Annotated in this window: 10 protein-coding genes and 1 pseudogene; 9 read left to right on the plus strand and 2 right to left on the minus strand. The window is 42.5% G+C overall.

Translation table 11 applies throughout. The annotated features are described in order from the left end of the window. The 9 genes and pseudogenes from vnfG to V7K38_RS29590 form a co-directional block, all read left to right on the plus strand. On the plus strand, positions 1–525 hold a 525-nt coding region (vnfG, locus tag V7K38_RS05995), incomplete at its 5' end, for a V-containing nitrogenase subunit delta (RefSeq protein ID WP_334856218.1). A 327-nt stretch (positions 526–852) separates the two neighbouring features. Beyond that, positions 853–2,238, plus strand: a complete 1,386-nt coding sequence (gene vnfK / locus V7K38_RS06000; protein ID WP_334856219.1) for a V-containing nitrogenase subunit beta — start codon at positions 853–855, stop codon at positions 2,236–2,238. A gap of 215 nt (positions 2,239–2,453) precedes the next feature. Further along, entirely contained in the window at positions 2,454–3,983 is a 1,530-nt protein-coding gene (locus tag V7K38_RS06005) for a nitrogenase component 1 (RefSeq protein WP_334856221.1), read from the plus strand. Positions 3,984–4,580: 597 nt separating this feature from the next. After that, the gene (locus V7K38_RS06010) at positions 4,581–5,927 is read left to right on the plus strand and encodes a nitrogenase component 1 (protein WP_334856223.1); all 1,347 of its coding nucleotides are present in this window, start codon (positions 4,581–4,583) and stop codon (positions 5,925–5,927) included. Between the two features lie 466 nt (positions 5,928–6,393). Beyond that, the gene (locus V7K38_RS06015) at positions 6,394–7,452 is read left to right on the plus strand and encodes a BMP family protein (protein ID WP_334856225.1); all 1,059 of its coding nucleotides are present in this window, start codon (positions 6,394–6,396) and stop codon (positions 7,450–7,452) included. Positions 7,453–7,541: 89 nt separating this feature from the next. Continuing rightward, entirely contained in the window at positions 7,542–9,020 is a 1,479-nt protein-coding gene (locus tag V7K38_RS06020) for an ABC transporter ATP-binding protein (RefSeq protein WP_334856226.1), read from the plus strand. 212 nt (positions 9,021–9,232) lie between these two features. Beyond that, positions 9,233–10,273: an ABC transporter permease gene (locus V7K38_RS06025; protein ID WP_334856228.1), complete on the plus strand. Its 1,041-nt coding sequence runs from the start codon at positions 9,233–9,235 to the stop codon at positions 10,271–10,273. 53 nt (positions 10,274–10,326) lie between these two features. Then, entirely contained in the window at positions 10,327–11,256 is a 930-nt protein-coding gene (locus tag V7K38_RS06030) for an ABC transporter permease (protein ID WP_334856229.1), read from the plus strand. Continuing rightward, positions 11,232–11,597 (plus strand): annotated as a pseudogene (locus V7K38_RS29590) (transposase); the annotation flags it as partial. The gene V7K38_RS06030 and the pseudogene V7K38_RS29590, both read left to right, overlap by 25 nt. Before the next feature lie 400 nt (positions 11,598–11,997). On the opposite strand, the gene V7K38_RS06040 reads toward V7K38_RS29590, so the two are convergent. Beyond that, a complete protein-coding gene (locus V7K38_RS06040; RefSeq protein WP_334856231.1) occupies positions 11,998–12,882 on the minus strand; it encodes a hypothetical protein in 885 nt (294 codons plus the stop codon). Between the two features lie 70 nt (positions 12,883–12,952). Then, a complete protein-coding gene (locus V7K38_RS06045) occupies positions 12,953–13,552 on the minus strand; it encodes a DUF1517 domain-containing protein (RefSeq protein ID WP_334856233.1) in 600 nt (199 codons plus the stop codon). Positions 13,553–13,558 lie beyond the last annotated feature (6 nt).

Consider the following 13,558-nt stretch of genomic DNA (forward strand, 5'->3'; position numbering starts at 1 on the left):
GCTAAGGAAGTTGCGCCACAGGTTCAACCCCAAGCTAAGGAAGTTGCGCCACAGGTTCAACCCCAAGCTAAGGAAGTTGCGCCACAGGTTCAACCCCAAGCTAAGGAAGTTGCGCCACAGGTTCAACCTCAAGCTAAGGAAGTTGCGCCACAGGTTCAAGCTCAAGCTAAAGAAATCGCGTCATACATTCAAGAGCGAGCTGCGGAAGTCACAAAATTAATTCAAGAACGGTGTTTGTGGCAGTTTCACTCTCGTGCATGGGATCGGGAAGAAAACATCAATGGTGTTCTCAATATGGCCGCCCAAATCTTGACTGGAGAAAAAGTGGTTCTGGAAACCTTGATCCAAAGGGGTTTTTATGCAGATGCGAAGATCCTTTCGGCTGACCTAGAAATCAGGTTTTCATGGTTAGGTAACATGGAGAACTCGCAAAAGAAGGCAGTACTGGAGTCTGTTAAGGCAATGCTGATCGATATTGTAATAACCAAGTCGAAGAATGGTGAATTGCATTATTCGCTTTACTAAAGCAAGTAGATCGGTAATTCAACCCTCTGGGTGACACTAAGACCGTCACCCTTTCTCCCAAAGAGAGAGGCTAGCGTTAAGGAGAAGACCAGACTGCTTCACTAAACGAACGGCGTTGTTGAATTGAAATATGAATTAGAGTCTTGTCATCCTGTTAGTGTTTGTGCAGAAATTTTCTTACAGAGTAGAGACTTACAGAGTAGAGAGCGATCGCTCGCCGCAGACATCGCTCCACTTTCTTAAGCTCGAAAAGACAATTCATATCTTCGTTCAGCAACGCCAAACAAACACACATCACCAATTCTAAGCTATCTAGGAGTCAAGAGAATGTCTTTAGTCGTAAAACAGAAAGAACGCAAGGGAATCATCAATCCTATATTTACCTGTCAGCCTGCTGGGGCTGAATATGCTTCCATCGGAATCAAAGATTGTATTCCCTTGGTGCATGGAGGACAAGGGTGTAGTATGTTTGTTCGCCTCCTGTTTGCCCAGCATTTGAAGGAAAATTTTGACATTGCTTCTTCTTCACTCCATGAAAATAGCGCAGTCCTTGGAGGACAGCCACGCATTGAGGAAGCCGTACACACTTTAGTCGCACGGTATCCCGATTTACGGATTATCCCAATTATTACCACTTGTTCAACTGAGACAATTGGGGACGATATCGAAGGAACCATTAACAAGCTCAACGGCCAGTTAAAGGTAGCCTATCCCGATCGCAAGGTTATCCTTGTTCCTGTACATACTCCCAGTTACAAAGGTAGCCAGGTAACAGGCTATAATGTCGGCGTACACGCAATCATTTCTAACCTAGCAAAAAAAGGCGAACCAACTGGCAAGTTGAACATCATTACAGGGTGGCTTAACCCTGGAGATGTCACGGAAATCAAGCGCATCTTAAAAGATATGGATGTTCCAGCAAACATCTTACTGGATACAGAAACCTTCGATGCGCCCACCATGCCCGATAAGACAAGTTTTGCCTTTGGGAATAGCACTATCGAAGAAATTGCTGATTCTGCCAATGCGTTGGGAACTATTGCCTTATGTAAATATGAAGGAGGCAGCGCAGCCGAATTCTTACAAGAGAAATTCAAAGTTCCGGCAATTCTTGGCCCAACCCCAATTGGGATCAAAAATACTGACACTTGGCTGCAAAACATCCAAAAACTAACTGGTAAAGCAATACCAGAATCCTTAGTCAGAGAACGTGGTAAAGCTATCGATGCGATCGCAGACCTTGCACACATGTTCTTTGCCAACAAGAAGGTAGCTATTTACGGAGATCCCGATTTAGTAATTGGTCTAGCAGAGTTCTGCTTAGAAGTTGAGTTAGAGCCAGTGCTGATGTTGTTGGGAGACGACAACAGAGCCTGCACCAAAGATCCAAGAATTGCCGAGTTGGAGAAGCAAGCAGCCTGTGATATCGAAGTCATCTGGAATGCAGACCTCTGGGAATTGGAGCGCCGCATTAAAGATAAATCCCTCGAAATCGACTTAATTCTAGGTCATTCAAAGGGTCGATATATTTCTATCGATAACAAGATTCCGATGGTTCGGGTTGGCTTCCCCAGCTTTGACCGTGCAGGTCTGTGGAAATACCCAATCATTGGGTATAAAGGAGCAGAATGGCTAGCAGATAATATTGCTAACGCCATGTTTGCAGATATGGAAAACAAGCACGATCGCGAGTGGCTCTTAAACGTTTGGTAAGAGGCTGATGCGTATGGGAGTGGGGAGTTTCTACAATGGCGATCGCCTCATCGTCCACCCCATACTCCCTTCCTAGACCCAAGGATTTATCCCTAGTTAACATACAATTCCTCTTAACTCTGTGTCCTCTGCGTCTCTGCGGTTAAATAAATTTTTTTTAACCACAGAGGCGCAGAGAGCGCAGAGAGAAAATTACGAAAGACTGGAGAGTTTTCATGACTGCAAGCATAGATCAAAATGTCGTATTTTACGGAAATTTGAGCGAACTGTATCGCTTGGCAAAAGAGGGTAAAATTAAGACCACCTTACAAGGTAGTCATACCCGCCCCTGTAAATTTTGGACTGCAACCAAGATTTTAAGTGGGATTAAAAATGCGATCGTCATTTCTCACGGGCCGAGTGGCTGTGCTTATGGTGTCAAGCGGGCATACAAACTGACCAATAGCCGCAATAGTGGTTCACCTTATGAACCTGTGGTGACTACGAACATGAGTGAGAAGGCAGTAATTTTTGGAGGGGAAAAAGAATTAGCAGGCGCGATTCGAGAAGTAGATGAAAAATACCATCCCGATGCGATCGTTGTTGCTACTAGTTGCGCGTCTGGTATTATTGGCGACTGTGTTGATGATGTAGTGAATAAGGCGCGTGGCGAAATCCAGTCTGAAATCATGACGATACATTGCGAAGGATTCGCAGGCGAGTATCGCAGTGGATTTGATATCGTATTTCGGCAAATCGTAGACTTTATGGAGCCGCCAACTCCAGAGCGGAAAGCACAACTAGCCGATTCTGTCAATATTGTGGGCGCGAAGATGGGCCCTGAAAGGACAGAAGTCGAAACTGATGTTAAGGAACTGGTACGATTAATAGAAGGAATAGGGGCAAGAGTTCACAGCGTTATCGCTGGTGACTGTACTTTAGAAGAACTTAAGCAAGCACCAAGTGCGGCAGTCAACTGTACTTTATGTTTGGATCTTGGCTATACCATTGGTAAAGCCATGTCAGACAAGTTTGGTACTCCGCTAAACTCTACTATCCTTCCTTATGGAATCACCGCTACAGAAAAGTGGCTCGAAGGAGCGGCAAAATATTTAGGGATGGAAGAACAGGCTGCTGCTTTAATGGAAAAGGAATATGCCGCAATCAAGACTGAATTTGAGGAAGCTAAGGGTTATATAGAAGGGAAGTTAGCAATTATCGAAGGACACGATGCTATCAAGTGCTTGTCCCTTGCCCACATGTTAGATCGTGATTTTGGGATGCGTGTAGTAATTTATAACTTCCATCCGTGGAGTACAGAAGCACGAGAAACCAGTGTGGATTACTTGCTGGAAACAGGGTTAGACCCGGAAATCTTGATTACGAAGGGGACACTGGCTTTTGGTAAGTACGAGTCCATGAAACAAACGGAAGATGAATTACTAGATTTTATTGGTGGTCTTGATACCGAATCAGTAGTATATTTTGGTTCTTCCTTGAGTTTCCCCCATATTCCGGTCGTTGATTTAAATGCCATCTTAAATCGTCCCAGATTTGGCTATCGCGGAGCCTTAAAGGTCGCAAAGTGTATTAAAACAGCACTTCAATATGGTTTTAGACCTCGTAGTTCTTTAACCAAGCAAATGGTGTTCCCGAAAAATTCCGGGTTAGCATCTGCTCAATCACTAACTGGAAAACTAGCCCAAGAACTGCCTGATTGTACCGTATATGCAGAGAAGAGACGGGGCAAATGTTGTAACGAGTAATAAATAAAATGTGACTTTGCTAAATAAAAGTATGGATTTGTCTCACCCAGAGGCGCAGAAAATTGTAGCGACTGTCTTGAAAGTCAATTATTAACAAAAAACTGGGACTGGCTGCATTGTAAGGACTGGAAAACACTGCACGCTGATTCGGTGGCGTTTGATCCGAGCAAGGCTTAAGCCAAAAATGTCAAGCCAGAAGCCGTTACAGGCTACGCGAAACACGGAAACGTCAAGACGGAAGCTGTTACAGGCTACGCGAAACACGGAAACGTCAAGACGGAAGCTGTTACAGGCTGCGCGAAACACGGAAACGTCAAGACGGAAGTCGCTACAGACTGCGCGAAACACGGAAACGTCAAGGCGGAAGCCGTTACAGGGAAGACAGAAGCTGTTACAGACTGCGCGAAACACGGAAACGTCAAGGCAGAAGTCGCTACAGGCTGCGCGAAACACGGAAACGTCAAGGCAGAAGCTGCTACAGGGAAGACAGAAGCCGTTACAGGCTGCACAAAACACGGAAACGTCAAGGCAGAAGTCGCTACAGGCTGCGTGAAACGCATTTACCATAATCAAGCCTTAGAAAAACAGGAGGAAAAAATGTCTGCTGAAACAACTTTTGACAATTGTAACCATAGTAAAGACCCAGTAGTTGGCTGTGCGCTTGAAGGTATTGCAACTACGGTTGCTGGCATTAAAGATGTCAGTATTGTGATTCAGTCTCCACAGGGTTGCGCGTCTACTGTTGCAGCTGGGTATGATGCTCATGAGGTTGATTTCACCAAGCGGAAAGTAGGTTGTACTCGTCTTTTTGAGTCAGACATTGTGATGGGAGCGTCTGAGAAACTCAAAGGGATGATTAAAGAGGCAGATCAATCTTTTGATTCTAAGGTCATGTTTGTCGTTGGTACTTGCGCGGCAGACATTATTGGTGAAGATATTGCGGGATTGTGCAACCAGCTTCAGCCAGAGATCAAAGCCAAACTTGTTCCTTTAATGGCTGGTGGGTTTCGGGGCAATGCTTACGATGGCTTGGAGATGGGTTTAGAAGCTTTACTTCCTTTTATCAAAAAAAGGCAGACGAAGAGAAGGGGAAGAAAGCCAAGGATTGTAAATATCATTGCGCCACAAGCAAATTTGAATCCTACTTGGTGGGCTGATTTGGAATGGGTAAAGAAGACGTTAAAATCTTTAAGAATTAAAGTACAGACAGTCTTCTCTCATGATACCTCATTTGAAGAACTAGAGCAAGCTGGTCAAGCAACCGCCAATATTGTTCTCAGTCATGATGTTGGGTATAAGTTTGCTCGGAAAATGCAACAGACCCATGACATCCCTTTGATCCTTGATGATATACCTTTACCAGTGGGTGTAAACAACACTAGCCGATGGTTGAAGGCATTGGCGGCACATTTTAAGATCGAAGAAAAAGTCGTCGAACCGCTAATTAAACAAGGCGAAGAAATGGTCGTAGATACACTTCGCAAACGAGCATTGATGATTATTCCGCGATATCGTAACTGTAGAATTGCTGTATCTGCGGATGGAACGCTTGGTATTGGACTGGTCAGAATGCTCTTTGAAGAATTAGAGATGATTCCAGAAGTCTTATTATTTCGTTCAGCAATGCCTGATTCTCGTTCAATTCTGGAGCGAGAACTGCACAGCCTCGGTCTTAATTCCCGCGTCATATTTTCGGCAGATGGCTATCAGGTAAAACAGACCTTAGAAGAGTTTGATGTTGATGCTGTGATTGGCTCGGCATGGGAAAAATACATGGCAGAGGAATTGGGAATCAAAATTGCTTTTGATGTATTTAGCCCCACAAACAGAGAAACTTATGTTGACAAGCCATATTTTGGCTATGAAGGCATGATCAATATGATGGAAGTAATTGCTAACGATTGGGATAGAGCTTTTCGTTCTAAAGAGATTAATTGGACATAGAAAAGTATTATGTCAAGAATGTTTTGATATTCTAATGCAGAGTTATCAACAAGTATTTTGCTACACGTCTGGAGTAACGGCGATCGCAAAAACAGGGAGTAACTAACTGCTGTTAGCAAAGCGTAAAGCCGACTCTTAGACCCGGATTTCTCACAAACTCTGAAAAAGAGGAGGATGAAAACTGCTAAAATACATATATGGTATGCATTTTAGCAGTTATAAACTATGCTCCGACAAGCATTGCGATCGCTACTAAAACCTGGAAGATTTGAACAGCCAAAGTCACTCTCCGTTGTAGTTAATTTCAACGAGGCATAGGTAACATCAGATACGCTAGTTTTGCTTAATTGCGGAACTAGACCAAAAACTGCAAATAACATCACGATTAGCAGGATGTTTCCAAAAGACCACCTACGACTTTAGAGTGTTGAAATAACTAAAATAGGTATCTATCTGAAGGTGAGGTATGACAACAAACTTTAGTCGGCGTGAATTTATCTTATTTGGTTCAGCCGCGTTTGCTAGCAGCTTAGTGATGCAAGCTTGTAGTAATAAGCCGACAACACCAACAGCGACAACAACAGGTGGTAGTGAAGGGTTTAAAATAGCGATCGCTCTCCCTGGAATGATTACCGATAAGGGCTGGAATCAATCTGGTTATGAAGGAATCAATTTAGCAAAACAAAAGTTAGGTGCAGAAATCGCCTATGTAGAAAAAGTAGCACAAGCAGATCAAACAGAAGTATTAACAGATTTTGCTCGTAAAGGCTACAATCTCATCTTCGCGCATGGCGGACAATTTGATGCCGCAATTGAACAAGTCGCCTCACAGTTCCCCAACACATTATTTGTGGGTGTGAATGGTAATCTCAAGGCTGAAAATATTGCTTCTTTACGAATCGATCACCTACAAGCTAGTTATTTGTGTGGCATTATCGCTGCTTCTGTAACTAAATCTAATAAATTAGCTTATATTGCTGGGGAGAAGTTTCCCGCTACCGAGGGAGAACTGCGGGGATTTGAATTAGGGGCAAAGTCTGTTAAACCAAATATCCAAATTACTTCTACTTTTACAGGTGATTGGAATGATGTTGCTAAAGCCAAAGAAGCTACTCTGGCATTAATTTCTTCTGGTGCTGATGTCATCTATCAATGGTTAGATAATGCCTCAGCCGCAGTTTTACAAACAGCAGGTGAAAAAGGAGTATATGCTTTTGGTAACACCAAGGATCAATTAGACGTTGCACCAAAAGCTGTCTTAACTAGCGCTGTCAAACGCTTAGATTTAGCCATCGTTTACATAGCAGAATTAGCTAAACAAAAACAAATCAAAGGACAAATATATACAATTGGGCTAGAAAGAACAGATATCTTATTTTTAGGAAAATTCGGAGCAATCATACCGGAAGCAGTAAAGCAAAAGGTATTGAATACAAAGCAAGAGATTGTTAATAAAAAAATCGTTTTTGAAGATTGTAAAGAGGCTGGGAAGGATACGCGCTGCGTAAAAAAAGCAACAACATAGGTTGAGTAGACTAGATTAAAAAACTTTTGTAGTGAGGACTTTAGCTCAGATATTGAGGATAAAAGTCCTCACTACGAGCTATCAGTTTTATGAACAGGAACTATTTACGCTTGCAAAATATTACCAAACGCTTTGGGTCTTTTATCGCTAATGATAAGATCAATCTCTCTGTCGCATCTGGAAGCATTCATGCAATACTAGGCGAAAATGGTGCAGGGAAGAGTACTTTAATGAATATTATTAGTGGACTCTACCAACCTGATGCTGGTGAGATTTATCTCCAAGAACAACTAATAAAAATTTCCTCGCCAAATGAGGCAATTAAATTAGGCATTGGCATGATTTACCAACACTTCATGCTTGTACCGAAATTGACTGTCACAGAAAATATTATCTTAGGGATGGAGAAAAATTGGCGGCTGAATCTAAAAGATAAACAGCAAGAAATCACCGCATTATCCCAAGCTTATGGATTAGAAATTGACCCCACTGCCAAAGTTGAAAATTTATCTGTTGTGTCACAACAACGGGTAGAAATTCTCAAAGTTCTCTACCGTCGAGCAAAGTTGTTGATTCTTGATGAACCTACAGCAGTTTTAACACCGCCAGAAGTAGAATCATTAATTACTATATTGCGCCAATTGGCAGCAGCAGGTAACACAATTATTTTTATCAGTCATAAATTAGAAGAGGTAATGAATCTCTGTGATTCAGTAACAATTTTACGCCAGGGAAAGGTAGTAGCAACAACATCAACTTCAGTAGCGACACCTCAGCAGTTAGCAACATTGATGGTAGGACAAGAAGTAGCTTTACAGTTAAATAAAAGTCCTAGATTACCAGGAAAAATCATCCTATCTGTGCAAAATTTACAAGTTACTGATCAAAGAAATATTCTTACTGTAAACAATGTATCTTTTGAATTGCGGGCGGGAGAAATTTTAGGAATTGCTGGTGTCGATGGCAATGGACAGCGAGAATTAGCTGATGCCATCGCTCTTGTGCGGACTATTAAGCAGGGTAAAATTGAGTTTACGCCCAAGCATTCCTCAGTAGGCTACATTCCAGAAGATAGGCAGACAATGGGATTGGTGTTGCAATTTAGCATCGCCCAAAACTTGATTTTAAAAGCTTTTAAATATCTGCCATTTTGTCGCCGTTTTTTGCTACAACAAGAAGCGATCGCTAATCATGCCCAAGCTGCTATGCAAGAGTTTGACATTCGGGCGAATGGGAAAGATATCTTGGTAAGTCAGCTTTCGGGAGGAAATCAACAAAAGGTAGTGTTAGCACGAGAACTGGCGCGGACACCAGCTTTAATTATCGCCATGCAACCCACAAGAGGGTTAGATGTAGGAGCGACAGCAGCCGTCCATTCTCGGATATTAGCAGAACGCGATCGCGGTGCCGCAATTTTGTATATTTCTACTGACTTAGAAGAAGTGATGACAATGAGCGATCGCATTGCTGTAATCTACAGAGGTGAGTTTGTAGCTATTTTGGATGCAGCTACGGCGAAGGTGGAAGAAATTGGTTTGTTGATGGCTGGGGGAAAACTCAGAGGATAAAATGCCGAGTCTTTATATCATTGGTGGTGCAAATGGTTCAGGAAAAACTACCGTTTCAATGAGTTTGTTACCGAATTTTTTAGACTTTGCTTAGATAAATTTGTGAATTTATAGCGATAGTATTGTAGCGGTTCCCAATCAAGGTATTGCTTAACTCTCATTTTTTGAGGTTTGGGGTAAGCAAGCATCACATAACGATCGCAACTAATTGCATGAAATTTATGTTATCAATCCTATCACCGCTAATTGCGATCGCCTCCGCCCTCATTGTCGGTGCTATCCTCATCCTAATTGCTGGGGCAAATCCTATCACCGCATACAGCATCTTATTTCAAGAATCTCTCTCTACCTACTTTGGATTTGGTAACACCCTCACCAAAATGACACCGCTATTGTTCACCAGTTTAGGCGTATTAGTGGCGTTGCGGGCTGGGCAATTTAATATCGGTGGGGAAGGACAAATTTATCTGGGTGCGTTGGGAAGTACTTTAATTGGGTTATACGTGCAAGGATTACCTGCGATGATTCATATCCCCTTAGCACTTTTGGGAGGATTTTTCTTTGGTGCAGTTTGGGGTGGGATTCCTGGTTATCTCAAAGCAATGCGCGGAGTTAATGAGGTAATTACTACCTTGTTGCTCAACTATATCGCCGTGAATTTAATTAGCTACCTAGTCCAAAACCCATTAATGGCAGCAGGTGCGCCTAGTCCTTATTCGCCATTAATTGCCAAAACAGCCCGGTTGCCGATTATATTACCACAAAGCCTCGCCCATGCTGGGATTTTATTAGCTTTAATTGCCGCAGGTATTTTATGGGTATTGTTAGTGCGATCGCCTCTAGGTTATCAAATTACGGCTGTGGGATTTAACCCAATTGCCGCCCGTTATGCCCACATATCTGTTCAACGTACCATTATGCTGGTGATGGCTGCTGCGGGTGGTTTAGCTGGGTTGGCTGGGAGTTGTGAGGTGATGGGGTTGAAATATCGGTTATTTGAACAAGTTTCACCTGGTTATGGATTTGATGCCATTGCGATCGCTTTTTTAAGTCGTGGTAGTGTTGTCGGTGTAGTATTGACTTCTTTGTTTTTTGCAGCGCTTCGCAGTGGTGCGAATGTAATGCAACGTAGTGCAGGTGTGCCGGGAACTGTGGTTTACGCGATTCAGGGTTTTATGGTGTTGTTTATTGCTATCAGTTTCGCCGTGGAAAGAGAAATAAGAGTAAAAACGCAAAGGAGCGCGAAGGTTTAACACCGAGTCACACGAAGAAAACTCTGCGAACCTCTGCGTCTAAAAATAACTCTATGAATAATCTCAATTTCTTCTCTGATTACTTGGTAGCTACTTTACGTCTAGCTGTCCCCTTGGGATTTGCTGCCCTTGGAGGATTGTACTCGGAACGATCAGGGGTGTTAAATATCGCCTTAGAAGGGATGTTGCTTACTGGTGCTTTTACTAGTGCTGCTGCCACTTTCTCCACTGGTAATCCCTGGCTGGGTATCCTCGCATCCTTGATTGCTGGGGGATTAGTCGGACTACTCCATGCTGTTTTGTGTGTAACTTTGCGTGTTGACCAATTAGTGTCTGGGCTAGCAATTAATCTTGTTGCAGCTGGGCTAACATCGTTTTTGGCACGGTTAGTCTTTAGTGGCAGTAGTACACAACAGTTACCTGGAATCGGGGCAATTATTATTCCTGGTTTAGCCAATATTCCCCTGATTGGGCCGCTACTATTTCAGTCAGATTTTTTAGTATATTTATTATTTATATTAGTGATTTTAACTAGATACATTTTATTTAAAACTAGCTTTGGACTGACATTGCGGGCAGTGGGAGAATCTCCTCAAGCTGCTGAGACGGCTGGAATTTCGGTAGCAACTATCCGTTATATTGCTGTGGTGATTAGTGGCTCTCTTGCCAGTTTAGGAGGTGCTTATTTAACTCTGGTACAGGTGAGATTTTTTGCCGAGGGGATGAGTGCTGGTAAAGGATTTATTGCGATCGCTGCATTAATTTTTGGCCGATGGCATCCTTTTGGCAGTGCTTTGGCTTGTTTGTTGTTTGGGGCTACAGAAGCTTTACAACTGCGAATTCAGGCTTTAGGGGCAAATATACCTTACCAATTTTTAGTCATGCTACCTTATGCGATCGCTTTATTGGCATTAGTCGGTAAGTTGGGGAAATCTACACCCCCTAAAGCTTTAGGTAAGTTAATTTCAACGGTGGACAGGTAACATCCGATGCTGGTTTAAGCTTAATTGCGGAACTAGACCGAAAACTGCAAATAACATCACAGTTAGCAAGATATTTCCAAAATTACCGTTTGTCAAATAGAATTGACCATTCGATAGAAAACTTAATTGCACAACGGATATATGGCTTAGTCATGGGATACGAAGATTCGAACGACCATGAAGAGTTGCGTCATGATCCAATGTTTGCTATAGCCTTATAAAAAATAAATGGCATAGAAAATGAACCAGTTATATTAGCAGATAAAAGCACATTAAATAGGCTGGAACATTGTCCTGAAGACGTAGAACAAGGAGCAGATAGCCGATATCATAAAATTGGGCGGCAAAATATCCAATCTACACAGGCAAATAAAAACCCTACATCCGCGTGTGGCAGCGATTGTAGGGCTAGTGTGTAATGAGATGTCGCATTCTGAAATCTTTTAAATTGTATAGAAGGATTTGAAACGGATTAAACAACTGCGGGGGGATATTCGGCTAAGACTGGGGTTATAGTTTGTTGAATTTGCTGAGTGTTAGGTATTTTACTGAAAAATCGGTAATCCAATACTGGTATCATTTTCTTCGTTTTTTTGGGTAGATGTCATCATAGAAATATATGACGACATCTCTCAGTAACCAACTAACAAAAAGCATTTAGCCCGTTAATTAGCTTTAATTTTTCCCTACCTTAGAACCTTTTCCGTTCAAGAATTCTTCATTTCTCGGTAAGAAAATTTATTAACGCCGTCTGCTGCCAAAACCACTTGAGCGACGGGGTGCTGTACTACGTCCACTGCCAAAACCACTGCCAGAATTGCGTCTAGTAGTGCTGGAGTTACCAGAGGGTCGCAAATTACTACCACCAAAACCAGAACCAGAAGGACGGTTATTACCTGTGGTGCTACGGGGTGTATTGCCTATATTTGAATTTCCAGGATATGACCTTCTAATTGTCCCTGTATTGCGGAACGCAGTCCGATTTGTCACGGCTGCGGGTGGGGCATTGTAGCGACTTTGGTAATTTTGAACTGCTTGACCATAGCTTCCACCATATCCACCGAAGCCACTTAATCCTTGACCTGATTGATAGACAGGGGGTACATAATACTGAGGTCTAAACAACATACTACCAATTGCCTGTCCTGCCAAGCTACCAGCCACAGACCCAGCAAAGGGTGCCCAAAAGTTATTTTCTCGACGCACTACAACCGTCTCTTGTTGTCCGGTTTGGGGATTAGTTTTATTCTCGGTAACGTTGTGGACGTACTCAATTTTAAAATCTTCCGTCAGATATAAAATCGGTTGTCCTTTATCTACCTTCAGATAGGTTTTCTTGCCCTGCTTGATTTCATCATCATTTAACCGTGCCATTTGCAAATTTTCGGTTGCAAAGGTTGGCGGCTTATTGTTCAGTAAAAACAGGTTATATTCACCGCTTGCATCGTCATAAGTAGCTTGTTGTATTTTATACTCTCCGTCACTCAGCTTGGTGTTAGTAGAGCTTTGGCTAACGTTCTTAGCTGGAGAAGAAGTTTCGTTTCCCCCGCCACAAGCGACAGTTGTGACACACAAACTCAGAGCTAAAAAAACGGCTGTAAATTTACGTACTATGGTCATGATCATTGGATTATTGTCCTATCTCTGAGCTTAACAATTTATCGATGTGAGTAGTAAGTACGGACTACCCAACACATTATAAAGGAATCAATTCGGGGTAATATTGCAATAGTTGATCGCTAGTTAGTTCATCGCCTAACTGTGCTGGCGAAAAATGCACTTGGATTGCCTTTAATCTATGTTTATAATGCAAATTGATCAGTGCTTTCAATCCTTCTTTGAGTGCCTGAACGTTAGAAAGATCGGTTTCTAACTCTGGAACTTCTCCTTCAGAAGCTACTGTAATCATCACAATGATATTGCGGGTTACAGGTATAGATAAAGGTTCATTCAATCCAGGGTCAGAACTGTAATTTGGTTCGCTCAGATATCTTTCGGCAGAGTCAGTAAATAATTCGTTCACGTAATCTCCCGCCTCGCCTTCATCCCAAAATACGTCACCTTCGTTGGCAGCAGAAAGCCAATATTCATCATATTGCAATAGGGTTTGGCTAATTTCTACCAATCCTTCTCCCAAAACTTCTAAGTCGCCGTCGCCATCGACATCGATCGCGTCTCGTCCAGCACTATTTAATACTCCCAAAATTGGCGCTACTTCGCCTCCCCCTAAGTGCAGAAATAGGCGAAAGACTACATAGCGAGTTCGACCGGTCACTTTATTAAATATATCGCGCATTTTTAT

This window comes from Nostoc sp., from assembly GCF_036917465.1.
In the GTDB taxonomy this organism is placed as follows: Bacteria; Cyanobacteriota; Cyanobacteriia; order Cyanobacteriales; family Nostocaceae; genus Nostoc.